Source organism: Bacteroidota bacterium (assembly GCA_020402865.1).
Classification (GTDB): domain Bacteria; phylum Bacteroidota; class Bacteroidia; order Palsa-965; family Palsa-965.
This window is the reverse complement of record JADBYT010000008.1, coordinates 151,271-176,285: the sequence shown is the minus strand read 5'-3', so window position 1 is coordinate 176,285 and position 25,015 is coordinate 151,271. Positions and strand designations below refer to the sequence as shown.

At 49.7% G+C, this 25,015-nt stretch carries 19 protein-coding genes; 6 read left to right on the top strand and 13 right to left on the bottom strand.

What is annotated here, in order from left to right; all coding sequences use genetic code 11:
• The first annotated feature begins 11 nt into the window (after positions 1-11).
• Positions 12-1,493, top strand: coding sequence for a glycosyltransferase (locus IM638_06560; GenBank protein MCA6362682.1), 1,482 nt, complete (start codon positions 12-14; stop codon positions 1,491-1,493).
• 1 nt (position 1,494) lies between these two features.
• Here the strand turns inward: IM638_06560 and IM638_06555 are convergent, their stop codons facing one another.
• Together IM638_06555 and IM638_06550 are read right to left on the bottom strand one after the other, a co-directional pair.
• Positions 1,495-1,998 carry a rhodanese-like domain-containing protein gene (locus tag IM638_06555; protein ID MCA6362681.1) on the bottom strand — a complete coding sequence of 168 codons (504 nt, stop codon included), beginning with the start codon at positions 1,996-1,998 and terminating at the stop codon, positions 1,495-1,497.
• Positions 1,983-3,032 (bottom strand): hypothetical protein, encoded by a 1,050-nt coding sequence (locus tag IM638_06550; protein ID MCA6362680.1) that lies wholly within the window; start codon positions 3,030-3,032, stop codon positions 1,983-1,985. Before IM638_06550 ends, IM638_06555 begins: the two co-directional genes overlap by 16 nt.
• A gap of 371 nt (positions 3,033-3,403) precedes the next feature.
• Here IM638_06550 and IM638_06545 point away from each other — a divergent pair, with 371 nt between their 5' ends.
• On the top strand, positions 3,404-4,099 hold the full coding sequence (locus IM638_06545) for a glycosyltransferase family 2 protein (GenBank protein ID MCA6362679.1): 696 nt from the start codon (positions 3,404-3,406) through the stop codon (positions 4,097-4,099).
• Complete coding sequence (locus IM638_06540) at positions 4,096-5,421, top strand: hypothetical protein (GenBank protein ID MCA6362678.1); 1,326 nt, start codon at positions 4,096-4,098, stop codon at positions 5,419-5,421. The genes IM638_06545 and IM638_06540 overlap by 4 nt, the downstream gene beginning before the upstream one ends.
• A 525-nt stretch (positions 5,422-5,946) precedes the next feature.
• On the opposite strand, the gene IM638_06535 is transcribed toward IM638_06540, so the two are convergent.
• The 6 genes from IM638_06535 to xseA all read right to left on the bottom strand — a co-directional run bounded on the left by IM638_06535 (position 5,947) and on the right by xseA (position 13,066).
• A complete protein-coding gene (locus tag IM638_06535) occupies positions 5,947-7,977 on the bottom strand; it encodes a T9SS type A sorting domain-containing protein (GenBank protein ID MCA6362677.1) in 2,031 nt (676 codons plus the stop codon).
• A gap of 143 nt (positions 7,978-8,120) precedes the next feature.
• Positions 8,121-8,867 carry a response regulator transcription factor gene (locus IM638_06530; protein ID MCA6362676.1) on the bottom strand — a complete coding sequence of 249 codons (747 nt, stop codon included), beginning with the start codon at positions 8,865-8,867 and terminating at the stop codon, positions 8,121-8,123.
• 8 nt (positions 8,868-8,875) lie between these two features.
• Positions 8,876-10,858: a histidine kinase gene (locus IM638_06525; protein ID MCA6362675.1), complete on the bottom strand. Its 1,983-nt coding sequence runs from the start codon at positions 10,856-10,858 to the stop codon at positions 8,876-8,878.
• A gap of 119 nt (positions 10,859-10,977) precedes the next feature.
• Positions 10,978-11,433 carry a DUF1801 domain-containing protein gene (locus IM638_06520; protein MCA6362674.1) on the bottom strand — a complete coding sequence of 152 codons (456 nt, stop codon included), beginning with the start codon at positions 11,431-11,433 and terminating at the stop codon, positions 10,978-10,980.
• A gap of 18 nt (positions 11,434-11,451) precedes the next feature.
• Positions 11,452-11,655 carry an exodeoxyribonuclease VII small subunit gene (xseB, locus tag IM638_06515; protein MCA6362673.1) on the bottom strand — a complete coding sequence of 68 codons (204 nt, stop codon included), beginning with the start codon at positions 11,653-11,655 and terminating at the stop codon, positions 11,452-11,454.
• Complete coding sequence (gene xseA / locus IM638_06510) at positions 11,648-13,066, bottom strand: exodeoxyribonuclease VII large subunit (protein ID MCA6362672.1); 1,419 nt, start codon at positions 13,064-13,066, stop codon at positions 11,648-11,650. The genes xseB and xseA overlap by 8 nt, the downstream gene beginning before the upstream one ends.
• 161 nt (positions 13,067-13,227) lie before the next feature.
• Between xseA and IM638_06505 the strand changes: the two genes are divergently transcribed.
• Both IM638_06505 and IM638_06500 read left to right on the top strand, forming a co-directional pair.
• Positions 13,228-15,852: a T9SS type A sorting domain-containing protein gene (locus tag IM638_06505; protein ID MCA6362671.1), complete on the top strand. Its 2,625-nt coding sequence runs from the start codon at positions 13,228-13,230 to the stop codon at positions 15,850-15,852.
• A gap of 2 nt (positions 15,853-15,854) precedes the next feature.
• Entirely contained in the window at positions 15,855-16,388 is a 534-nt protein-coding gene (locus IM638_06500; GenBank protein MCA6362670.1) for a L,D-transpeptidase family protein, read from the top strand.
• Positions 16,389-16,695: 307 nt separating this feature from the next.
• Here IM638_06500 and IM638_06495 read toward each other — a convergent pair whose 3' ends face one another.
• From IM638_06495 to IM638_06475, 5 genes are all read right to left on the bottom strand, one after another.
• Positions 16,696-16,899, bottom strand: a complete 204-nt coding sequence (locus IM638_06495; GenBank protein MCA6362669.1) for a hypothetical protein — start codon at positions 16,897-16,899, stop codon at positions 16,696-16,698.
• Positions 16,900-16,915: 16 nt separating this feature from the next.
• Positions 16,916-18,025: an SPOR domain-containing protein gene (locus IM638_06490; protein MCA6362668.1), complete on the bottom strand. Its 1,110-nt coding sequence runs from the start codon at positions 18,023-18,025 to the stop codon at positions 16,916-16,918.
• A gap of 347 nt (positions 18,026-18,372) precedes the next feature.
• Positions 18,373-19,116, bottom strand: coding sequence for a 3-deoxy-manno-octulosonate cytidylyltransferase (kdsB, locus tag IM638_06485; protein ID MCA6362667.1), 744 nt, complete (start codon positions 19,114-19,116; stop codon positions 18,373-18,375).
• A gap of 1,162 nt (positions 19,117-20,278) precedes the next feature.
• Positions 20,279-22,792 (bottom strand): SBBP repeat-containing protein, encoded by a 2,514-nt coding sequence (locus IM638_06480; protein MCA6362666.1) that lies wholly within the window; start codon positions 22,790-22,792, stop codon positions 20,279-20,281.
• 99 nt (positions 22,793-22,891) lie between these two features.
• The gene (locus tag IM638_06475; protein ID MCA6362665.1) at positions 22,892-24,514 is read right to left on the bottom strand and encodes a hypothetical protein; all 1,623 of its coding nucleotides are present in this window, start codon (positions 24,512-24,514) and stop codon (positions 22,892-22,894) included.
• Positions 24,515-24,560: 46 nt separating this feature from the next.
• Between IM638_06475 and IM638_06470 the strand changes: the two genes are divergently transcribed.
• Positions 24,561-25,013, top strand: coding sequence for a hypothetical protein (locus IM638_06470; GenBank protein MCA6362664.1), 453 nt, complete (start codon positions 24,561-24,563; stop codon positions 25,011-25,013).
• The last annotated feature ends 2 nt before the right edge of the window (positions 25,014-25,015 follow it).

The window sequence follows — 25,015 nt, the reverse complement described above, 5'->3', positions numbered from 1 at the left end:
TCTTTGCGGCAATGAGCAATACATTGACTGATGTGTTTTTGCTGGCCTGTGTGTGCATGTATGGCCTGGGGTTGTTGTTTGTGAGTTTATACAGCATTTCGCAGGCACAGCTGCTCTGGCGTTATCTGCACAAACGCAGGCCCGAAGACGTTTACCTGCGCGATGAAACGCTGAGACCGCACGTGACCATTCAGCTTCCGGTGTATAATGAGCAGTATGTGGCTGAACGGCTTATTGATGCCGTGTGCCGCATACGCTATCCGCAACAACTGCTGGAAATACAGGTGCTCGACGATTCGACCGACGAAACTACGGCCATAATTGCAGCGAAAGCGGCTGAATGGAAAATGAAAGGTGTGGACATTGTACACCTGCGCCGCAGCAACCGCGAAGGGTTTAAAGCCGGTGCGCTGAAATACGGTCTGGAAACAGCGAAAGGGGAGTTTGTGGCCATTTTTGATGCCGATTTTGTGCCGGGTGAAGATTTTCTCGAAAAAACGATCCCCTATTTCGCCGACCCGCAAACCGGCATGGTACAAACACGCTGGGGACATATTAACCGCAATTACAGTATGCTTACCCGCCTGCAGGCTTTTGCGCTGGATGCGCATTTTACCGTAGAGCAGGTAGGCCGGAACATGGGCGGTTTTATCAATTTCAATGGCACAGCCGGAATCTGGCGCAAAAAAACCATACTTGATGCCGGCAACTGGGAAGCTGATACACTTACCGAAGATCTTGACCTGAGTTACCGCGCCCAATTGAAGAGCTGGAAGTTTGTGTATCTCGAAGACGTAGTTTCACCGGCTGAATTGCCGCCGGTAATGAGTGCGCTCAAATCACAGCAATATCGCTGGACAAAAGGCGGCGCAGAAGTAGCCCGGAAACATATCGGAAATGTGCTCCGGTCGCGTTTTTCGTTTGGTGAAAAATGGCATGGTATATTGCATTTACTGAATAGTGCAGTTTTTATAAGTGTGGTTATAACCTCACTTACGAGTGTGCCGTTATTATTCGCGAAGCAACATTTTCCCGCCCTCAATGCCTTGTTTATGGTGGCAACGTTGTTTCTGCTGAGTTTTGTGGTGCTTGGCGGTTTGTACTATGTATCGAGCCGGAATTATTATAAAGCACAGGGCAAAGGTGTGTGGCATTTTTTGTGCAGCTTTCCGCTTTTTTTATCCGTGTCGATGGGGCTTTCGCTGCACAATGCAGTGGCTGTGATTGAAGGTTATGCAGGGCGTAAAACGCCTTTTGTACGCACGCCTAAATTCAACATAAATACGGATGCCGATGGCTGGGCGGGGAATGTGTATGTGCGCAATGCGTTTACGCCGCTGGTGCTGGCAGAGGCTTTACTGATGCTGTATTTTATATATGGTATTATTACCGGCATCCGGCTTGGCGATTATGGTTTGCTGCCGTTTCATGTAATGCTTGCGGGAGGATTCGGTGCGGTGTTTTATTACTCGGTGAGCCAGAATCGCAGATAATTTACTTATACACTTTTTCTCCGCTCGTAAGCCAAACACCCCAGGTTTTGCTGTAGGCATGCACTTTTGCAGTAGGCTTACCGCTGTTGTCAACCACATTGTTGCCCTGGTTTACCCATTCGAAAATGCCACCGTAGAGGTTAGATACATGCGTATAGCCGGCGGCTTTGAGTTTTTCGCTAATCTTTTCGCTGCGGTAGCCTACGGAGCAGTACACTACAATGTGCCGGTCTTTGGCGATGCCGGCCACGGTTTGCATGTTGAACTTATCGTAACCCACGTGGCGGGCGTTTGCGATGTGGCTCACATTGAATTCGGCGGTTTCGCGGGCATCGAGCAGGGTAACACTGCCTACGCATTTTTCGAGTGAATCGACGGTGATTTCGGGAACGCTGTGGCTGAGCAGTGTTTTGAGCATGGCGTTGTAGCTGCCGCTGCTTACCTGTGCGCTGCACGAGGTGAAAAGAGAGAGAAAAGAGGCGAAAAACATTAGTGCGCGTACCATGTGGCGATGCGTTTGAGTGCCGGTTTGTTTTGCGGAGTAAAATCGTTGTTGTGTATGCCGCCTGCCTGCTGGCTGGCATGCCATTTCCACACGAAGCCGCCGGCAAACCAGTTGTGTGGTACAAATGTACGCAACAATGCCTCGTAGCAGTTTTCCTGTGCGGCAAGGTTTACAGGCGAATCGGTATCGGCAAGCCAGGGTTGCTGTGCGGCGTGGTGGCAGCTGCGGTATCCGAATTCGGTAAAGAGTATGGGTTTTCCCGTTTTTTCGCTGGCCGTTTGCAGGGCATTCTGATAAGGTTTCCACGCGGCCACTAATTCGGGAACGGCTGGTGTTTGCGCGTTGCTGAGCGGAAAGTATGCATCCACACCAATATAGTCGAGCAGCGGCCAGTGTGGAAATTGTGCCCAGCTGTCCCAGTTTTCGGCGTAGGTGAGTTTGCCTTTATATACGCTGCGCACCTGCTGAATGAGTTGCTGCCAGTAGGCGGGCCGTGCTTTTACGAAAGCAGCCATTTCGGTGCCGATGCAAAAGAGTTCGATGTGCAGCGAATCAGCCAGGCGTGCGTAGTGCAGGATGTAGCGCGCGTAGTTGAGCTCGAAGGCATGCCAGAAGGCTGTGTCGCTAAATGTGAAGGTGCCGGTGAACTGGCCGCCGCCAAGCCAGAGCTGCGGTTTGAGCATGATGCGCTGCTGCTGCTGCCGGGCCAATTGTGTGCAGGCGATGATGCCGTCGCTGCGTTCGCCCCACCACTGGCGCGGGTGATTGAACCAGATTTCGGTTTTGCCGGCGGGTACAAAGGCGTAGGGTATAAGTGCAACCCAGTTGCCGCCGCAACGCCGCATGGCCGCAAATACGGATGAGTCGGCCGGTTGTGGCGGTGCCTCGAAACCAAAGCCGGCCACAAGTGCAGAGTCGCGCACGGTGGCTGCTGTGGGCATGGCAGCTGTAGCGGCTGCCGGTTCGCTGCACGAGGGTGCGGCGCACAAAAGCAGTACGGCCGGAAGCAAAAGCACAATCAGCAGCGATTTCATTGTATAAAGTTAAGCAACTCTGCGAGGTCTTAAACGCTACGAGCGTTACTCCGGCTGCGGTGTTTGGCAAAAAGTTGCAACGCCGCTGCCAGCTGATGTTTGAGGCATGATGCGGGTGTTTTTTTACGGGATGATGCTGCGAGCGTGTTCACCAGGCGGGGGGCGGGGGAGCAGGTGGTGTTATGGAACACGGAAGTTATTTCTGTAGCCCCGACAGCAGCGGCACCCCGGCTGTAAAATGTATTCCGGGCTGTATGCTGCCGGCGTATAGCGGATGGCGGGACAGGTGGTTATTTGCTGCAACCACAGGTTTTGCTTCTTATTCTCTTTTTTTCACATCCTGCAACACTGTATATTCGTATCTGAGGCCAATGAACACATCGCCCATAATTGACGTAATTATTCCGGCCTATAACGAAGAAAACTCGGTAGGCAAAGTGGTGAATGCGCTGCCGCGTGCTATGCTGCGCCACATTATTGTGGTTAACAACAATTCGAACGATGCCACGCGTGAGAACGCAGCCGCTGCCGGAGCTGTTGTGCTGGACGAAACTAATCAGGGTTACGGATTTGCCTGCCTGTGCGGTATGGCGTGGATTGCGCAGCAGGCGGTGAAGCCCGATATTGTGGTGTTTGTGGATGCCGATTATTCGGACCGTCCGGAAGAATTGCCGTTGCTGATAGCGCCTGTGTTGAATGAAGGGGTTGATTTGGTGATCGGTTCGCGCGCGCTGGGCAACCGCGAAAAAGGTTCGATGACCCCGCAGCAGGTGTTTGGCAACTGGCTTGCCACCACGCTTATGCGCTGGCTGTATGGTGTGCGCTACACGGATCTGGGCCCGTTCAGGGCGGTGAAGTATGCGGCGCTTTTACAAATTGCGATGCGCGATACTACTTATGGCTGGACGGTGGAAATGCAGCTTAAGGCCGCCAAGCTGAAAATGAAAACAGCCGAAGTGCCTGTGACGTACCGCCGCCGTATTGGTTTTTCGAAAATAAGCGGTACGGTGAAAGGCACGATACTGGCAGGCTACAAGATAATAACCACGATTTTTAAATACTGGTGAACGAAGCCGCCGCATACCGTGTGCGCAATGTATTGCTTGCGCTGCTTGCCACGGGTATAGCGGCTTTGGGCTACCTTACGCCGCGCACAGCGACATTGCAGCTGCTTACGCTTGCCTTTAGCTGTACGGCACTGGCGTGGTTTATTTACCGCCACACGCGCGAAGAAGAAGTGCCGCAGCTGCTGGGGGCTGCATTTGTACTGCGGCTGCTGCTGCTGTTTATGCTGCCCAACCTGAGTGATGATTTTTACCGCTTTGTGTGGGACGGCCGCCTGCTTGCGGCAGGTCACGAGCCTTTTGCCCTGCTGCCGCGCGATGTGCTGCACACGGCAGCCGGTAAAGCCGCCGGGCTTACGTGTGAACTGTACGGGCAGCTTAATTCGCCTGAATATTTTACGGTATATCCGCCGGTGGCGCAGGCCACGTTCTGGCTGGCGGCCAAGCTATCGCCGCAGAGTGTGTATGGTAGCGTGCTTGTGCTGCGTGTGTTGCAACTGCTGGCTGAGGCGGGTACGCTAATGCTGCTGCCACGCCTGCTGGTGCGAATGAATATACCTGTGCGCAATACGTTGCTGTATGCGCTCAATCCGCTGGTGATAATTGAGCTTACGGGCAATCTGCATGCGGAGGCGCTGGTGGTTTTCTTTTGCGTGGCGGCAATGTATTATTTGAACAGCCGCTTTTATTTATCGGCCGTACTTTTTGGTTTGGGTATTGCCGCCAAGCTGCTTCCGCTGCTACTGTTGCCGCTGCTGTGGCGGTTGCTTGGCACACGCCGCACACTGCAGTATGCGCTTGTGGCATGTGGCGTGGCAGCTTTGTGTTTTGTGCCACTGCTGGCCGGCGGCTTTGTGCCGCACCTGCTGAGCAGTATTGATTTGTACTTCCGCAAGTTTGAGTTCAATGCCAGCTTGTATTATCTGGTACGCGAAGCGGGCTTTGCGGTAAAAGGCTATAACATTATTGCTGTAGCTGGTCCGGTGTTATTGCTGCTGAGCCTGCTCGGTATTGCCGTGCTTGCTTTGCGCAAGGCGCAGGATGATGGGGTAGCTGTGTTAGCGCGCAGGGCTGCACTGGCTTTGTTTATGTATTATGCGTGCGCTGCTATTGTGCATCCGTGGTATGTGGTGCCGGTGTTGTTGTGGGGGGTGATTGGGAGATGGTGGTTTGGTTTGGTTTGGGCGGTGATGGTGTGGGTGAGTTATTCGGCTTACGGGGTTGATGGGGTGGATGAGAGTTTGTGGGTTGTGTTTTTGGAGTATGGGGTGGTGTTTGCGGTGCTGGGGCGAGAGTTGTATGTGGCCCGGTTTGGTCGTGGGTAGGGGGGGGCTGTATCGCTGGGCTGTGTCGCTGGGCTGTATCGCTGGGCTGTGTCGTGGGGCTGTGTCGTGGGGCTGTGTCGTGGGGCTGTGTCGTGGGATCGTGTCTTGGGATCGTGTAGTGGGGCTGTGTCTTGGGGCGCGAGCGTCGCGCCCTTACGGGGATCTGTGGTTTTGATTTCCGTTGGGGCGCGATGTTCGCGCCCGGTGTGGGGATGCGTGGGTGTTTTTGGGGATAGATATGCTGGGGGGGGGATATTTCTATGGGCTGTGTCGTGGGATCGTGTCTTGGGGCGCGAGCGTCGCGCCCTTACGGGAATCTGTGGTTTTGATTTTCGTTGGGGCGCGAGCGTCGCACCCTTACGGGGATATGTGGTGTGATGATGTGTGCATGGCCTGCTTGATATACGTTGGTATGACTTCTGCCTTTTATGTGTAAAAAGCAGCTTCTGTAATGATGATAGAAGTCCGGCCTCTGTTTTTTGAAAAACAGAGGCCGGTGCATGAAAGCGGGATGTGCTTCACTCGTTACTCAATTACCATACGGCGTGTTTCGGTGTGGCCGTTGGCTGTGATGCGGCATAGGTATAGGCCGGCAGGTTGAGCGGTAAGATCAAGTTGCAGTGCCTTTTCGGTTGTAAGGCTGCTGTGAATTAACTGTCCGCTGAGGTTGTAAACCTCTACTTGCGTGGATGCACCGCTCAGGTTGCTGAGTGTGAAGAGTCCGAGCGAAGGATTGGGTGCGATGCTTACGGAAGGCAGCACTTGGTTTTGTGCACCGTTATCCAGTACCGAACGCAGGTAATTCATATTCTCGGGCAGGTTGGTTGCATCAAACACACCCAGGTTTGTGACTACCAGTTCGGGTGCTCCGTTGGTACGGCAAGTAGGGCAAAGCATCATCAGTTGTACTTCTGCTGTCCACGGGCAGGTGGCTGTCCATGTAGCGCGGGTTACACGGTAGGTATGATTGCTTTCAAAACGTCCGGCAGTGGCGCTGCAGCCAAAGTTGGCAGGGTTGCTGTAGCCATTGTTTGCTGATGTATAAGAGGTAAGGTAATTGTAGTTCTGGAAGCTGGTAGTACCTGCTGCATTCCACCAGCACTGCGGGTTATATACCTTGGTGTTGGCGATTTCGTTGCCTGTGGACGGGTCGATTTCTACAATATCCCAGTAGTAGTTTATGCCGTTTGCACCAGGGTTAATAAGCGGAGTAGCACTGGCGGTAAAGTACGGGTTGCCGGCTGTGGCGCTGGCGGTGAGTGTAAATCCGGGGTTGTTGGTGTTGCTGCGGGTTACGGTGTAAGATGTGCTGGCCGAGCAGCCGCGATCAGTTACTGTAACTGAAAAGGTTTGGTTTGCGGGAGGATTTACGGAGATAGAAGATGTGGTTGCTCCTGTACTCCAAACTACCGATGTTTGCAAAGGAACGGGTGAGTAGTTTACCGAAAGCGTTGTTGTTTCGCCAAAGCAAAGCGGGTTCGGTTCTGACGAACTGATAACGGGTGTGGGTTGGCAACGATAGTAAATTACTTGTGTACCTGAAAAACTTCCGCAGGGCGAATTGAGTGAAAGCGAAATTTTATAATACCTGTTGCAAGGCAGGTTGCTGCTTGCCGGGAACGTGTATGGGCCGGGAGTGCCGTTAATAGTTGCACTGGTATAAGAATAACCACCAGGAACTACCACACCGGCCACATCCGATTCTTCGATTTTCCATACGTGGTTTGTGGCTATTGCAACGAATGATCCGCTAACTGTTACCGGAGAGCCCTGGCAGTAGTTACGTGAAACCAGCACATCAGGGCGGGTTACCGATAACTGAGTAAGGCTGGTATTATCAACCAAAGCCCATGTGGAACCAACACTTCCTAGAGGGAGTAGAGGAATACGAAATTCAATTTTATCGTAACCAAAACTAATTTCTGATGCGCTTAGTGCAAATGTCCCCTCATAGTATTGCCAGTCGAGGCTGGTAATAATAGGAGTAGTGAAAATGATTTTTTCAGCATTGCAATCTGAGCCTTTGCGCAGTACGGCCTGTACTACAAGATTATTGTTGAGAGTGGTGGCATTTGTATGGATTTTACCTGCTGCCCAGAAAGAAACTTTATACAGGCAGCTATTCAGTGGCGCTGTCAGAGAACCTTTTACTGATTCGCCGTAAGTGCTTGCCGGATGTGTGAGATAAGGATAAATTGTGGGGTCAGACTGCGCGCGTCCGCTAAAAGCTACAAATCTTCCATCGCCGTCTTGTGATGTTATTGTATGAGAAGGACCATTAGGATAAGGTTCGTCATAACTGGCACTTGTAGAGTTATCGTCGATCAGATCGGCAGAGTTTGTAAAAAAGTATGATTGTGTTGAACCCAGATAACTTCGTCCACATCCCTGTTCCCAGTTAGTAGCTCTATTTACCTGAGCCTGATTACTTACAACAGTACCGGCATTAAATCCATAATTTAGAATTAAGTTTTGTGCAAACAGTGTTTGAGTGCTGATTAAAACGATTGCCCCTGTGGTGGCGGCAATTGTAGTCTTTTTGATTTTTGATATCATAGCAGGTTGGTTTATTGCCCGCAAACTTATTCTGATCGAAACCCATTTTATCTCCAGATGTAAATTCGTAAGGTAATTATGTGTAATTGTATGGTACTGGTGTAAATTCGTTTTGAAAGGGCTACTAATAAACCAGTACGTGGTTATTCCATATTCAGAAGTCTGAATAACTGATCTTTTTTGCGTACAGCCAGCGGTACAAACGATTTATCTTTCAGTATCACAGTCGATTCAGCTTTTTCGTAGCAGAAGAAATAGTCGAGGTTGATAATGTGCGACTGGTGTGTACGGAAGAAATTGTGCAGGTCTTTAAGAATGAGTTCAAAATCTTTCAGCAGTTTTGATACGAGTACCTTGCTGCCATCATTTAAATGCACGGTGGTATAATTTCCGTCTGATTCGAGGCGTACAATATCATCAACAGTGGTGATGTACACGCGCTCCATGGTTTTGAGTACTATTTTTTTGCTTTTTTCGTCGGGCTCATTCATGTTTGCGAGCAGCGTGTTCATTTGCAGCATCAGTTCATCGTGGCTTACAGCCAGTTCGGCTTTTCTTATGGCAGCAAGCAGATCAGTCGGTGAAACCGGTTTAAGCAGATAGTCAGTAGCACTGTAATGGAATGCCTGCAGTGCATAGTGCTCGTGTGCCGTTACAAAAATTACGCGGAGCGGCATTTGAGGTACAAGTTTGAGCAAATCGAAACCGGAGCCATCTTTCATTTCCACATCAAGAAAAACAAGTGAAGGATTTGTTTTTCGGAGCAGAGTATAGCCTTCGGTTACCCCGGTAGCTGTACCGGTTAATTCTACCTGAGGCGCAAATCGTTCAATAAGAGTGGTTAATAATTCGATGTTGTTTGGTTCGTCATCAATAATTACTGCTTTCATTGTTCGTGTTACTTAAATTTGCAGGGGAGAGATAATTTTACCAACACGCCGGTTTCGGGATATCCCGCCTGCGCTTTATCGGTAATATGTATGTGGTATGCGGCCTGAGTAGTTGTGTAAGCTTCAAGCCGTTCGCGTGTAATTTGTGTGGCAAGTGATTTGTGTTGAGAGGCTGGTTTATTTGCCGCATGTTGAGCAAGCAGGCCGTGGCCGTTATCTTGAATTTCGTAAACCAACATGTCAGATTCTAAATAAATATGCACGCTTATTTTTCCGTATTTCCCGTTAAGGTTCTTCATGCCATGCTCCACGGCATTTTCCAAAAAGGGCTGCCCCAGCAGTGGCGGAATAGTGGCAGAATCGGCATCAAGATCAGGATCGGTGCTTATCTGGTAAGCAAAGCTGTTTCCGAATCTAAGGCTCTGAAGCTCAAGATACGATTCAAGAAAATTAACCTCTTCGCTGACAGTGATATAATCCTGACGTGAAAAATCAAGAATCATGCGCATCAGCTTTGCAAACCGTGAGAGATAGTCGCCGGCAGTAAATACATTTTCCTTGAAAATATAATTCTGAATGGCATTGAGTGAGTTAAAGATAAAGTGCGGATTGATCTGGCTGACGAGAAGTTTTTGTTTGGTGAGATTGTGTTTCTGGGTGGCAATAATTTGTTTTTGATGAGTATTGTTGCGGTAGAAAATGAATGAAATGCCAAGAATGAGTATTACACCTATTGAAAGAATTATCCATAATGTTTTCTGATATTCCAGTTTTGCCGTTTGTGTCTTTAATTCAAATACGGCTTTGTCATTTATCACCTTCTCTTCCAGCATTTTTTTCTCATACTCATATTTTGTTTGCTCCCTGAATATTATTTTCTCTGTCAGGCTGCTTTGCATACTGTCTTTGGCTTGTATGTATAACTTGTAATACTTAAGTGCCTCTTCAAAGCGTCCGGTTTCATAATACACGTCAGAAAGAAAAATGGCACCTATTTTTTTCATTCGTAAGAAAGCGTTTCGCTCAGCTATGCCTATCGATTTTTTCAACAACTCAGGTACCGGAGCATACTGCTTTTGAAAATAATACAACCGGGCCAAATGATAATAGTAGTTGCAGATGCCCATACTGTCTTTGGCTTCATGTGCATGCCGTCCTGTTTCCTGGCGATAGTAGAGCGATTTTTCATAATCTTTATAATACAGGTAGATATCGGCAAGTGAAGCAAGCATTCTGATTTCAAGGTCTTTATAGCCGGCTTTCCTGCACTGTTCAAGATGACGGTTAATACGAACCGGAACAGAATCCCATCGCTCCTTAATCTTCACTTCACACATAGCCAGGTTTATTGCTGTGATAATCTGGTTACGTACATTACCCGATTTCATTGTTATTGCATACGCCTTTTCATAGCAATTAAGTTCCTGCAAAGTGTCGTACAACACACTATAAATTGATCCGAGGTTATTATACACTGCGGCCTGTTTGTTTATGTTTTTTTGCTGTTCAAATAACTTAAGTGCATTGAAGTAATAATAAATAGAAGAATCATATTGTTCCTCTGAAAAGTAGGCTAAACCTATCTGATTGTAGTTTGCCGCAATACCGTTCTGATTATTTATGCTTCGATTAATACCGAGGCTTTTTCTGTAATAACTTCTGGCAATTAATGATTTATTCTTATTGTTATAATAGGTGCCCAGCATGGAAAGATTGGACGCCTGTTCTTTTTTGTTGCCTGTTTTTAACGCATAATCATTATGTATTTTGAGTAGCGCAAGAATTGAATCGGTTTGTTTTAATATATGATAGTCGTAGATATATTCATTGAGTGCTTTCAGACGCGTTGTATCGGCAAGCAACTTATTCGTCCAGCATTTCCAGAGCGAATCTTTTTTTTGCTGGGCAGGACTTTGAGTAAATACAATCAGAAAAATAAATAAAAGAAACTGCCGCATCGCGTAAAATCCGGTCTGATTTTTTTCTTGCATAACGGTTATGGTGTGTGCGCTAAAATACGGCTACACGATGTGAAAAAACGCAAATAAACAACCTGGATTTTACGCCGGGTAAAAATGAAATTCTGTTTTATGCACAGAAAAGAACAGGACTATTTTTTCAATCCCTTTTCATAGCATGTAATCCAGTCTTTGGGTTTCATTTTTTTTACCAGCGCAGCAAGCAGATCAAGGGGTATATCTTCGGCTTTTTTGAAGCGGATACATGATTTACCCATGTCAAGTTTTTTCACCGAATATTTCGGCCACTCGGCGATAAACCAGTCAAGGAGTGATTGATCGGCATAAATGCCCATGTGATAAAATCCGATATGGCTTTTTTGTGAGGCAATGCTGATAAAAGGCAGTGGCAGTTTGGGGTCGCAATGATAGCCGGCCGGGTACAGGCTGTGCGGCACCACGTATCCAATCATGCCGTAGCTTATGGTTTCTTCAAAGCCTTTCGGTATGTTTTTCAGCACGGTTTCGCGCATGGCCTGAATAATGTCTCTCCTGTCGGCAGGCAGGGCGGCCACGTAGGCGTCGGGTGTAGTTGGTTTGGTACTCATTTGGCGTGCGGTTTTGTATTATGCCTGTTCTTCCATGTCGCCCAGAATTTTTTTCACTTCTTCTTCAGTGGCATGGAGGCGTTTTTTGCAGAAGTCGATCAGTTCCGACGCTCTTTTCACCTTGGCCGAAAGCTCATCGAGCGGAATGGTTTCGTTGTCGATGGCGCGCGCTATTTCGTTAAGCTCATGTAAAGCGGCGGTGTAGGTCAGTGGTTCACTCATCGGGTGATACGGATTTAACATGTGTGGTTACAATGCCACTGGCGAAATGTATTATGATTTCGTCGTTGGGCTGAATTTGCTGCGCGGAGGTCAGAATTTTTTCGGCACGCGTTACATAAGCGTAGCCACGTCTGAGCACGTTGGCCGGATGCAGCAGTTCGATGCGTTGTGCCAGCAGGGCCAGATGATGGTGCTGCTTTTGTACATTGAACGGGGCGCGCTGCACAATTTTCTGCGCACATTGTTCAAGTGCGTGGCGGTTGTTCTGGGCGCTGCGCAATGCGCCGGAAACAATTCGTTGTTTTAACTGCATCAGTTCTGCCGGCGCATTGCGCAGCGTGCCGCGTGTACCGCTGTGAACAACTGCTTCCGCGCGCGAAAGCTGCACACGCTGCACATTCAGCAATGCACTGATGCCCCCGGCCAGTGTGGCCGATGTTTTTTCGAGATGCAGCCGGTGCAACGCCAGCAAGCTGTTGCTGCGATGTATGATATGCGCATAGGCCTGCTGCACCGCCGCTTCAAACGCCAGGTTATGCGAAAGAATAAACTGCGCAGCTTCGGTTGGCGTTTTCAGCGCGGTGTGCGCCATGGTGTCGGTAATGCTTTCGTTGCGCTGGTGACCAATGCCTGTAATTACCGGCACCGGAAACTTTGCCACCGGCCACGCCAGCGTCAAACTGTCGAACGGCAGCAAATCGCTCTGCGCACCGCCGCCGCGTATCAGCACCACGGCATCAAAGGGGTATTGTTTATGGCGCTCGTACACCGCCAGCAGCTGTTGCCGCATTGATTCGGCCGCACCCTCGCCCTGCACCTGTGCAAAAAAACCTTCTGTCCAAAAGCCCATCCCCGATGCATCGCCGTGCAGCTTGTGTACAAAATCTTCGTAGCCGGCTGCGGTTGATGACGTAATTACGGCAATATGCTGTATCACATCGGGCAGCGCCAGTGCCTTGTTGGGCGTGTGCCAGCGGCCTTCAACCAGTTGTATGCCCGGCTTTGCAGCCAGCTGTTTGTAGGTTTCCTGCCGCTGCCGCTCAAGCTGCCCCAGCATAAACTGGTGATCAATGTCCAGCACATTCAGCCGCAAGCCAGCCGTGCGGTGCATCGTAACCGTTACACGTATCAGCACCTGCTGGCCGGTCAGGTCTTTTATCAGTTTTCCGGTAATGTCTTCGAAATTGCGGAACAGCAACAGCGCCTCCGACGAAAGCACCGCACCGCCCAAACGGGCCAGCGGCGCGTGGGTACTGCCTTTTTCAATAAGCGTAAAGAAAATGCGGCTGCCCTGATCGTTTATGTCTTCCAGCTCGGCCAGCACCCACCAGCTCTGTCCTCTGAACGCTTCTTCCAGCGCCCCTCGAACAAGATCCTGCAACTGCGATAGTCTGAGTGTCGTTTTCGACATACCGGCAAATATACAGCCGCTTACCGGAAAACCGTGAATTAACTCATTCGTTACCTATTATTCACAAGTCGTTTCGTGCACACAGGAATATCTTTCTACATTTACCCCAAAGCAGCAGTTCCCCTGCGTTGCGGCTTGTACCTTAACAAACCACAACAGCGATGAAGAAACGACTCCTTTCTTTCGTCCTGCTTTCCAGCACTGCGGCCTTTGCGCAGCTTCCCGTACTCACGTTCAACGCCACCGGCACCGGCCGCATTGGCGCTGTGCAGCATTATGTGGTGCCGGCCTGTGTAACCCAGCTCGATATTGAAGCTTTTGGCGCACAGGGCGGAAACACCAACGGCGGCGCCGGTGCGCGCGTAAAAGGGCGTTTTCAGGTACTGCCCGGCGATACCATTTATATCGTAGCCGGACAGCAGGGCACGGTAAATAGTTGCGGTGGCGCGGGTGCTTCGGCGGGCGGCGGCGGCGGTTCGTTTGTGTGGAAAAGCAACGGGCCATCACGTACCCTGCTGCTGGCGGCCGGCGGCGGCGGTGGCGGAAACGGCAACTGGCCGCAACCCTGCCGCGACGGAATTGCCGCTGTAGTAGCTGCTGCGGGTACGCAGGGCAACGGTGCGGCTTCGGCGCTGGGAGGAAGCAACGGCAACGGAGGCTTTGGCAACGGCGCTTCGGGCACCGGTTCGGGCGGTGCAGGCTGGCTTAGTGCCGGACAAAATTCAATTTACGGCACCGGCTGCACGGGCGGTTTAAGCTGGCCGCTGTTTACTGGCGGCACCGGTTCGGTAAATTTCGGTTCGCCCGGGCAGGGCGATGGTGGTTTTGGCGGTGGCGGCGGCGCGGTGTGCGGCAATGGCGGCGGCGGCGGTTACTCGGGCGGCGGCGGCGGCGAAGGCAACAGTTGTCGTGCAGGCGGTGGCGGCGGCGGTTCGTACAACGGAGGCACAAATCAAAGTAACACAGCTGCGGTGCGCACCGGAAACGGACAGGTAATTATTACACCGTTTCTTTCATCGTTTTCGGTAAACGTGCAGGTTTGGCCTTCGGCTGTGGTGTGTGCGGGAACAGCCGTAACGCTTTCCGCAACCAATGCCGTAAGTACGGTGTGGAACAACAGTGTGATTAATAACGTGCCGTTTACACCTTCATCAACCAATACTTATCAATTAATTGCCACAAACAATGTGGGTTGTGCGGATACGCAGATAGTGGCGGTAACTGTAAATCCGCTTCCGGTTGTAAGTATTATGGCATCTCCTTCGGCATCGGTATGCACGGGAAGTACACTCACTTTAAATGGATTAGGGGCACTGAATTATTTATGGACAAACAATGTGCAGAATGGTGTCGGGTTTATTCCGCAAACATCAGGAAATTATATGGTTACCGGATCTGATGGGAATGGGTGTACAGATACAGCTTCAATTGCTGTTACTGTAAATCCGCTTCCGGTTATTTCGCACACCATATGGCCCAATGATACAGTTTGCATAGGTGATACGATTGCCTTTTCGGGTTTGGGAGGGAATTTTTATTTGTGGACAAACAACATACTGAATAACGTGCCGGTAGTGGCACAAAGTTCAAATATATATATTGTTTCCGGGGCTGATCTGAATGGTTGCGTAAATACCGATACTGCCGTATTGGTGGTGAACAGCTTGCCGATAGTGGGTTTTACGGCTACGGCCGATACAGTATGCGCGGGCGATACGCTTGTACTCAGCGGAACAGGTGCTGCCACGTTTGTATGGAGCGGCGGCATCTTTAATAATGTGCCCTTTTTCCCGGAAGCTGGTGGCGAATACATTCTAACCGGCACCGATTCAAACGGCTGCGTGGCTGCTGATACGGCATATATTACTGTGAATCCGCTTCCGGCCGTGAGTTTCACGGCTACAGCTGATACTGTTTGCGCAGGCGATACGGTGATGCTTAACGGCAATGGCGCGGCATTTTATAGTTGGAGCAACAATATAACCGACAGTGTGCCGTTTGTGCCGGCATTTACTCAGCTTTACACGCTCACCGGCACCGATACCAATGGTTGCAGTGCTGCTGTGCAGGCAGTTGTTCAGGTTAATCAGCTGCCGGTGCTCAGCATTGCAGCACAGCCTTCGGCTCAGCTTTGCGCGGGCGATTCGCTGGTACTTACAGCGGCGGGCGCGGCAGTGTATGTGTGGAACAACAATGTGGCAAACGGCCAGCCTTTTTTGCCGCTGCAAAGTAATTCGTATGTACTTACTGCCACCGACAGCAACGGTTGTGTAAATGGCGACAGCGTGTATGTGGCCGTAAATGCCAATCCTGCGCTGAGCCTCGGCCCAAACATTACCCAGGTCAATCCGCCCGCGCTGCTCAGTGCTGCTGCCGGTTTTTCAACCTATGTGTGGAGCACGTCGCAAACCACATCATCCATAAACGCCAATACCAGTGGCAGTTATTGGGTAATGGTGACCGACAGCAACGGCTGCACGGCCAGCGATACTGTGCTTGTTACATTTACCGTAGGCCTTCACGAAAGCGGTACAGCTTACACGCTTTCTGTTTTCCCCAATCCGGCGCAAGGCTTGCTGCACGTGCAGGCTACAGGTTTACACACACAAACTCTTTTGCTCGAAATTACCGATGCACGCGGACGTGTGGTAATGAGCCGCAGTTTTGGTGCCGTGCAGGATACGTTTTCGCAGCAAATCGACTTTAGCCCGCTCGATAGTGGATTTTATGTAATTTCATTGCACACAGACAGCGGCAAAATTTCGCGCACACTGGTAAAAGAGTAGCGGTGAAAAAGATAAAACGTATTGCAAAGTATTTTTCACTCAGCGTACTTGCTGTGTTGCTTGCTGCTGCGGCGTATTACTTTTTCCCCGAAAAGAAATTACCCGAAGGCGCTGTAATCGACAGGCTGGTGGTCTTTAAATCCACGCATGAAATGCGTGCGTATCAGGGCAACCAGCTGCTCAAAACCTACACCGTAGCCATTGGCCGAAACACCCGTGGCGACAAACAGGAAGAAGGCGACAAGCGCACGCCCGAAGGCCGCTACACCATAAACGACCGCAACCCCAACAGTTCGCACTATAAAAACCTCGGCATCTCTTACCCCAACGCCGCAGACCGTGCCGCAGCCCGCAAACAAGGCAAATCGCCCGGTGGCGATGTGAAAATACACGGACTTAAAAACGGACGTGGTTACATTGGTAAATTTCACCGCTGGATGGACTGGACAGCTGGCTGCATTGCGGTTACGAATGAAGAAATGCAGGAGTTGTATGTGGCGGTGAAAACGGGGGCGGTGATTGAGATTTATCCGTAATTCAGGAAATTGTAAGATGAAAACGTTTACACAAACATTTATCGCTGCAATTCTAGTTTGGCTAATAAGTACGCTGCTTACAATGAAGTGTGAAGCTGCTTATGATGGCTTGGATGAGTTTGGGTTTCCATTCGTCTTTTATAACCACTTTGAGGGGAAATGCATAGACTGTTACAGCAAGTTTGGCTTTAAGCCATCCGGCTTTCTGGGTGATATTGCCGTTGCAATATCTGTGGCATGGCTAATCATTTACCTATGGAAGAAACTTCGCCAAAATGCAAATACGTGAGTTGGGTGCGAATTAATATTAACCACTGCGGATGCACAGCGAAAAAGATCGAATGAACCGGTGTTGTTTCAGTTCTTGCGACAGTGTCGCAAGAATCTGGCTTCCGTATTCGGTACGGTTGTTTTCTTTGAGATTTCGATTGATAAAATTCCCGATTTCCCAATACATGAGCGTCGTTTCCGCATTCAGGAATATTGCGGCTCTGCTTCTGGCCTGTTCAATTTAATATACCTGGAATTTACCGCTTCAAAATCCACGCACCTGCCACAGAGTCCTGAATGGTGCGCATAAAACGCTCGGCTTCTTCGCGCGAGGTGAAGCTGGCAATGCTGATGTGGGTGAGCGTGCCCTTTACGTTTTGCAGCAGTGTGGTGGGATAACCTTTCGACTCTAAGAGTTTGCGGTAATTTTCGGCATTGGCGGGTACGCTGAATGCGCCGCCGATTACGTAAAACGTGCCTGACTGAACTGCCTGCGGTGCGGCTTGCGGCTGCTGCGGCCTTTCTACACGGGTTGATTCCGGCGCGGCCACGTGGCGACTTACCGGCAAAGGCTGTCCGTTTTCGAGGGTAATGTGCAGATTGCCTGATGTATCGCCGCGCAGATCGGGCGGAATGGGAAAGGAATCGGTGACGGGCTGAATTTGCTTAAACCAGTTTACCGGCAGGTATTTACCGGTAGCCGTGTTGCCGCTCCAGTTAAAGCCGGCCAGCTGCACATTATTAAGCCGCTGCATGGGCAGCCAGATGGCCAGCGCAGCAAGCGGAACAATTATAGCAGCCGCAATGGCGCGGCGGCGGGTTACCAGCGGGCGGGCCGTAACGGGCGGACGCTCGTCGGCTTTTACTTTGTTTTCGCGCGGGGGCAGCGGGCGCACGGGCTCAGTTTGGACGGCAGGCTGCTCAGCCACGGTTTCGCGCAGCACCGGCATGCTCTGGAAGGTGCCCAGACCAAACGATTCGATGAGGAAATTCACATCCTCGTCGGCCTCAAAACGGATGTTTCGCTCAGGATCTAAGCTGAGGCGGCCGATGTGGTGCAGATGCACGTTTTTACCCGCTTTCAGCGCTGCAGAGGTGTCGTTGGCAAACGCCTCAATAGCCTGCATGGCCTCGGCAAAGCTGCACGGCACTGCAGAAGCAATGGCGTGTGCCAACAAACCGTCGTTCTGCTGCAGGTGGCGGTTAAACACCAGCTGCTTGGAGGGCGGATGAAAGGTGTGCTGCGCCGGATGAATACGGGCCGGGGCATACGTACACACAAAACCGCCAAACCCGGGAACCACCACACAATCGTGGAGGAACAGCAGTTCGCTGATGTAATGCGCTACGTTTACCTGATTTTCCATATTCTGTTGTTCAAAAGTAGCCAAAGAAAAAAATCGGGCACTCTTGTTTTTTTGGGTTGGATATTAACAGGTTAATAACAAGCAGGTTAGAGTTGTGTTTTTTTCTGAATGAGGGCAGATGACAGCATCGGGAGGCGTTCTCGCAAGTCTGGAGACTTGCTTAAAATGAGCGGAAAGTTTGTCGCCTTTGGCGACTAAAACTTTCCGCAGCCTCGGGTTGTCACCTTTGGCGACTAAAACTTTCCGCAGCCTCGGGTTGTCACCTTTGGCGACTAAAACTTTCCGCAGCTTCGGGTTGTCACCTTTGGCCACCAAAACTTTCCGCAGCATGTGGCAGCATGTGGATGTCAGATTAAACCTGCGGCGCGGAGTTTGTCAATATCCGTCGGCACATCAACTGAAATAGTTTCAAGATCGGTAAGTGCGGTGCGGATGCTGAAACCGTTTTCGCGCCAGCGGAGCTGCTCAAGTGATTCTGCCATTTCGAGCGGTGTGGGCGCAAGTTTTACTAATTGCCGCAGCACATGCATCCGGTAGCCGTAAATGCCGATGTGTTTGTAAAACGTGTGTTTTTCAAGCCGCGCCCCGGCCTCCACGCCGCGCAGGTGCGGAATGGGCGAACGGCTGAAATACATGCCGCGTTTGGCTTCATCAAGCACTACTTTAATGATGTTCGCATTGTCGAGGTCGGCAAGATCATGCAGCTTTTTCACCAGCGTACCGATTTCGGTTTCCGGCTCATCAAACAGACCCGCCAGCAAATCAATCTGCCCCGGATGAATAAACGGTTCATCGCCCTGAATATTAATTACGGCATCCCATTGTCCGCCCAGCAATTCGGCAGCCTCCGCGCAGCGGCTCGTACCGTTCAGATGATCGGCCGAAGTCATTACCACAGTACCGCCAAAGCTGCGCACTTCGTCGGCAATACGTGCATCATCGGTGGCTACAGCCACAGCAGCCAGTTTCTGCGCTTTCATCGCCTGCTCGGTTACGCGGCGAATCATGGTTTTACCACCAATATCGGTAAGTGGCTTGCCTTCGAAGCGGGTAGAGCCGTAGCGCGCGGGAATGATGCCGATGATGTTCATGTGTGCGTGTTGAATACAATATTATTTGCTTGAATTAGCTGTTATTTCAGCTTTAGCCTGCCGTTTCTGCGAAAATACAATGTACTGCCCATTTGTATGTCATTTTCATAGTATGTGAGACTCTTTATTCTTCCCGACCGGCGATAATTGGTTGCACTACCGTGAAGTTCATTGTTTAACGTGTAGGTAGCTATTTTGTATGGACGACCTCGCCCGAAAAAATCTGTCAGTACGTATGTGGAGTCTGATGGATGGACCTGCGTGCGTAGCAGTTTCCCATTGTGTGTATAATAAATCTCGGCCCCGAAAACTTTTCCTTTTGAGTATGTAGTCTGGTAAAGTAGTTTATAATTATTGGAATACACAAGATAGTTTCCATGTAATGTGTCATTTACATAAGAATAAATTCTTAAAGTATTTAAGCCATCGAATGATGAGTCACAGGTGTAATTTATTATCCAGATCCCTTGTTTCAATCCCGAAGTGTCCGTATGGTTTTGTCCGATAAGTGGAGTTAGAACAAGGATAAATAGAATCAAGAAAATAGTTTTCATGAGTTGTTAATTGAATGTGTGTATTGTGTCTGTAGTAGCGGTTCTGGATTTGATTTTCAGAAATATGAACTTGCTCAATTATTGACAAACAGGTACATTGCTATTGTTTTTGTTTAAGCCTGAGTAATCATGAGATTTCAATTTCTCCCGCTTTTTCTCTTGTTTTTGTCATGTAATCAAGAGACCCGGCAAGTAGATAACGTATTACCGGTTATAATTAGCAATAACGATGTTATTGGTTATTTGCTTGAAGATAGGGATACTTTATTAGTTGTATTGGATAGCTGTAAAGAAATCGATTCCTTTTGTTTAGATGTTCAGTCACGTTGTTTCGTCGCCTATCTTGATAGGTGTAATTTCGATACACTCTATCTGAAAAAGATAAAACCCAAAAATGGAATGGAATTGAAGAAATTTAGAAGAACCCAAAAGAAAAATTCAGATACAATTTTCTTCGAGAGCAAAGATATGCCCGGGACATATTTGCCAAAATACGTTCATACATACTTTACTGAGAGAGTAAAGTAATATGCTATAAATCATTTCATCATTAAAAAAGACTAGAATCTCAGATCAGAGATATACTTTCCAACAATGCTATCATTCTCTCACCGCGAAATCACAAACCGTCCGTACTTCACACTGCCGTCGCCCGCACGCAGTGTAAGCAGATACACACCTGCATCGGCCTGCGGCAGTTCAATGTTAAGCGGTGTGCTGCTGCCGGCCGGAATTACCTGCTGATGCAGCAAACGCCCGTCGGCAGAAGTGATAAGTAACTCGGCTTCTTTGCCTTCAAGTGTGGTGTGCAGCGCAAAATTTCCGTTGTTGGGGTTGGGATAAAGCTGCATCCACGTTTCTGCATTTGCTGTGGTTATGCCCACATCGGCCAGTGTGAATGTGGAAGAGAATGAACTGCAGCCGTTGGTGTCGGTAATTACCACATAGTAGCTGCCGTTTTGTGTGGGTGTGTAGCTCTGCTGCGTGGCTCCGGCAATGGGATTGCCATTGAAATACCACTGGTATGTGGCTGCCGGAGTAGAAGTAAGCACGGCTACATTTTGCGAAATTACGGGCACAGGTGTAAACGGATAAAGCGAAATATTAACTGTATCGCTGTTTACGCAGCCGTTGGCATCAGTGCCATACACAATGTAGGTGGTGCTTTGTGTGGGGCCGGCCACAGGGCAGGCAATGGTGGTGTCGCTGAGTCCGAAAGCGGGTGTCCACGCATAATCCAATGCGCCGGTGGCACAAAGTGTAACAGTGGTGCTGGCGCAAAAGCCCACATCATTTCCGGCCGAAACGTTGGGCAGTGCATTTACGTTCACCGTGGCCTGGCTCTGACTGCTGCAGGTGTTGGCGTTGGTAATGGTTACGATGAATGTGCCCGAAGTATCGGTGGTGATGGTTTGAGTGGTATCGCCGGTGTTCCAGAGGTAGGCAATGGGGCCACCGATGGTGTCCTGAGCGGTAAGTGAAACTGAATCGCCGAGGCAGATGCTGAGGGGGCCGCTTGAAGTAATGGCCGGGCCGGGAAGCGGATACAGGGTGATGCATACCGTATCGGCATTGATGCAGCCATATACATTGCGGATGAACACCGTGTAGCAGGTGCTGGACGAGGGTGTGGCTATTGGATTGACAATGTTCGGATTGCTGAGTCCGGCTGCGGGAACCCACCACACACTGTCGATACCGCCAAACGACGATGCCGCCTGCAACTGTACCGATGCGCCGAGACAAACAGAAGTATCAATACCCGCATCGGCCTCGAGGCGGCAGAATTTCACCACGGCGTAATCCTCGCCCGTGCCCGCTCCGCGACTCATGCCACCGAGGTACACACTGCCCAGCGTATCGTAGCCAATGCTGTATGCCTGATCGGAATTGTTGCCCGAACCGTTCCAGCGTTCAAGCAGCATCTGGTTGCCGAGGCTGTCGTACTCAAGCAGCAGGTAGTTGTGGTTTTGTCCGGCTGTAAACGAGTAGCCGGTTACAAACACATTGCCCAGGTTGTCGCAAAGCAGGTTGCGGCCATCATCGTAGTTGATAATTCCTCCGTCGTATGTACGTGTCCATTGCGGTGTGCCGGTGGCGGCATCATACATAATGGTGGTGCAGTCTTCGGCAGTAGCGGCACTGCCCAGTGAGCGTCCGGTAACCACAACTTTTCCGTAAGGCGTGAGCGCAATTTTATTGGCGCGGTCGTTTTCGTTTCCGGCGGCGTTAAAGCTTTGTTGCCAGAGCAGGGTGCCGGTTGTAGAATAAGAAAGTGTAATGTAATCGTAGTTGGTAATACCTGTAAGTGCGCGAACGTAGCCGCACACAAACACACGGCCGGTGTCGTTTACCACAATATCGGTGCCTTCGTCATATACACTGCCCGGCCCGTTGAGGCGTTGAAACCACTGCTGCACACCGGCGCTGTTGTATTTAAGTGTAATAATATCCTGATTATTAACGCTGCTGGTACGGGTGGTTCCGGTTACATACACGTTCCCGGTAGTGTCAAGTGTTATCGCTTTTCCGGCATCAATATTAGCACCACCACCGGTGTAGCGTGTGGCCCAAAGCTGCGTGCCGCCAGGTGTGTAGGCAATGGTCACTACATCAGAACCAGTGCCCGAACCATCGCTGCCGCCGGTAATGTAAATATTCCCCGATCGGCTTGTAATTACGTCAAGCGGCTCGTCGTAATTGTTGCCCGGCCCATTGTAAATAGTATCCCAAAGCAATACACCCGAAGCATTGTATTTGATAACGGCAATGTCGTAATTGGTAACAGTAGTGGCAGTGGTGCCGGTTACAATAATATTTCCTGCGGTATCAAGCGCAATAGCGCGTGCCTCATCAAAATCATTTGCAGCACCATTAAATGTAACTGTCCAGAGCAAATTGCCGTCGGTATCAAACTTGGTGGTGACAATATCAAAATTGCTTCCGTTCCAGCTGGTGCCGGTCATACAGGTGTTACCGTTTGCGTCGAGTACCATTGCGCGGGCGCGGTCGGTATTGTTGCCGGCTGTGGTGTATCGGCCAACCCATTGCACATTGAGTTGTGCGTGCGCCAGCAGCGGAATCATTGCAAACAGCAAAAAGACGGGGTATTTTCGAAGCATAGCGGTTGGGTTTTCGCTATCAAAAATACAAGAAATCTGCAACCTGCATATATTGGGGGCATTGCGTCCGGTCGCGAATTCCCCGCGTTGAACCACATATCAAAATCGCAGTAACAGGAAATTATATTCAGCCGGAGTGCCGTTCACAAGTAAAATACCTTCGCTGGTTTGGTGTGATGAGCCGGGGATGAGGCGCTGACGTTTGATTTGCTGGCTGAGTTCTTCCTTTCGTATTTCGCCGTTGATGCCGATGCGAACGAGGGTTTGCTGGCATGAGCCTTCTATAATCGTGCTGCTGGTAATGGTTGATTTGATGTGTCCGTCGATCTGGTCGTTGTACACGAGGTAGAGTGCATTGTTGTGGAAGGTATATGCCACCGAAATGAATTCACTTTCGCCGAAACCAGCAGTTTGATTAACCGGAATCAGGTTAGTCCATTTCAGGGAACCATCGCTGTCTATGCAGTAGGCATAACTGGCACCGTGGATGTATTGATCATTGCCGTTACGAACCACCCCGCGTGAGACTCTTGTGGCAGGCATATTGCGTTCTCTTGCGTGCTGTTGTATTTTGCTTTCCGGATTAGCCGTGCTCCAATTGTCTTGTTGTGTAAAGGTTGCGTTTTTCCCCTGTTGGTTTTGGGTGCGCAGGGTACTCACGGCTTGTTCATAGCTGCGGAATTCGCCGATCAATACAATCCGTCCGCTGTCGGCTTCATACAGGTGAGTGATCTGGTGCTGGAACTGGCGTTTGGCACGCTGCTCGGGTGTTGCACCGGCATAATGAAACCGTATATCAATTGGGTATAAAGCGCTGCGGATCAGTTTCAGATCGGCTGGCTGATAGAGAAACAGAAACATTCCTAGTGTGGCCTTTGTTTGCGGATCGGTATAATAGCCGCTTACAGCAAGTTCGCCCTCCTGGAGTTCCTGCACATAAAAATTGTTTACTTCCTTGCCTTGTAAATCGGGGCGCAGGTAACGCAAACCCGGTTCTGTGGCCGAAACAAGCACCATCAGGTCAGGTTCGCGTTTGGGATTGATTCGTTTGCGCCATTTAAGTAATGCCTTACTGCTTTGGAAATGGGTGACTTCGTGGAGCATATAACCCTGATCGAGCTGAATAACCCGACGGGCAGTAACGTTGAGTGAGCTATCACAAAAATACAATTCATAACGCAGCAGGTTATTGCGCAATGAGAATGAGTCGGGTTTGTAATTGACCAGACAGAAACCCCGCCCGGAACAGGTGAAATCGAATTCACGGATGTTGGTTCCATCAGCACTAACCAGATCGGAACTGCTGTAATCGGAAACAGAGTAAAGCAGTTTGGCATCGCCCTTGGGCTTCAGTGTGTGTAAATCTATTTTCTGTGCAAAATAATTAATGATGTTTCCCGGAGTTTGAACGTCGTAGGAGAGTTCGATGATTTCGTCTTGATTGCAAAAAGCAGTCATTGGCTTACGTCCGCCGGTACGTTTATAGGCATTGGTAATAATTTCTTCCCGGTCTATTTCAAGCTCACGGTTGAGGTGCTGGTAAGAAAGGGCTGCATTGTTGTTGGCGAAGAGATAATATCCCGTTTTATCTTCCAGCAAAAAACGGGCACCGTAATATGCCTGATGCCTGTAATCGGGGCTGTTTTTTTCGCTGGCCACTTGAATCTGTGCTGGCAGATAAAGCACACTAAAAACAGCAATAACAAGCGCAGGTAATTTCATATATATATGTTTTTTGCTAATTTAGTTGATAGCAAATTAAGACGGAATGAAATCAACGCGAATCTTTGTGCTTATCGGAGTTGCGCTGCTGGCGTTGGTTCTGGGCTGGTTCGGATGGCTCCTGTTCCGTGAAAAAAAAGCGGAGTTCCGCATTGAAATTCCTGCCGAACTTATCAATCTTTCCGAACCCTCGCGTTTTGATGTGCAGCCGGTTGACCTGAAACGAAATAAGTTTGGCGATCATTTGCTTGTGTTTTTCCCGAAAGTGAAAAGAGAAACGCGTGTGAGTGTTTTCACTGAAGCAAATTACACCAGACTTATGCAGAATCTCGGGCAGGTAAAGCCATTGTATCTTGCTGATGCCGAACATTTGCGCGCCCTGCATGGCCGCCCGGTACTCAATTTTTCGACACTGCCCGACGGGAATTACTACGTGCATTTATCATTCTGCAATTACGGTGGTTATTTCTGTTTCCGTCTTTCCACACAGGCCCAATAACC

Coding starts and splice junctions, on each gene's coding strand:
- IM638_06560 (MCA6362682.1), top strand. CDS start 12: ATGAGCAATACATTGACTGATGTGTTTTTGCTGGCCTGTGTGTGCATG.
- IM638_06555 (MCA6362681.1), bottom strand. CDS start 1,998: ATGGTACGCGCACTAATGTTTTTCGCCTCTTTTCTCTCTCTTTTCACC.
- IM638_06550 (MCA6362680.1), bottom strand. CDS start 3,032: ATGAAATCGCTGCTGATTGTGCTTTTGCTTCCGGCCGTACTGCTTTTG.
- IM638_06545 (MCA6362679.1), top strand. CDS start 3,404: ATGAACACATCGCCCATAATTGACGTAATTATTCCGGCCTATAACGAA.
- IM638_06535 (MCA6362677.1), bottom strand. CDS start 7,977: ATGATATCAAAAATCAAAAAGACTACAATTGCCGCCACCACAGGGGCA.
- IM638_06530 (MCA6362676.1), bottom strand. CDS start 8,867: ATGAAAGCAGTAATTATTGATGACGAACCAAACAACATCGAATTATTA.
- IM638_06525 (MCA6362675.1), bottom strand. CDS start 10,858: ATGCAAGAAAAAAATCAGACCGGATTTTACGCGATGCGGCAGTTTCTT.
- IM638_06520 (MCA6362674.1), bottom strand. CDS start 11,433: ATGAGTACCAAACCAACTACACCCGACGCCTACGTGGCCGCCCTGCCT.
- xseB (MCA6362673.1), bottom strand. CDS start 11,655: ATGAGTGAACCACTGACCTACACCGCCGCTTTACATGAGCTTAACGAA.
- xseA (MCA6362672.1), bottom strand. CDS start 13,066: ATGTCGAAAACGACACTCAGACTATCGCAGTTGCAGGATCTTGTTCGA.
- IM638_06505 (MCA6362671.1), top strand. CDS start 13,228: ATGAAGAAACGACTCCTTTCTTTCGTCCTGCTTTCCAGCACTGCGGCC.
- IM638_06490 (MCA6362668.1), bottom strand. CDS start 18,025: ATGGAAAATCAGGTAAACGTAGCGCATTACATCAGCGAACTGCTGTTC.
- kdsB (MCA6362667.1), bottom strand. CDS start 19,116: ATGAACATCATCGGCATCATTCCCGCGCGCTACGGCTCTACCCGCTTC.
- IM638_06480 (MCA6362666.1), bottom strand. CDS start 22,792: ATGCTTCGAAAATACCCCGTCTTTTTGCTGTTTGCAATGATTCCGCTG.
- IM638_06475 (MCA6362665.1), bottom strand. CDS start 24,514: ATGAAATTACCTGCGCTTGTTATTGCTGTTTTTAGTGTGCTTTATCTG.
- IM638_06470 (MCA6362664.1), top strand. CDS start 24,561: ATGAAATCAACGCGAATCTTTGTGCTTATCGGAGTTGCGCTGCTGGCG.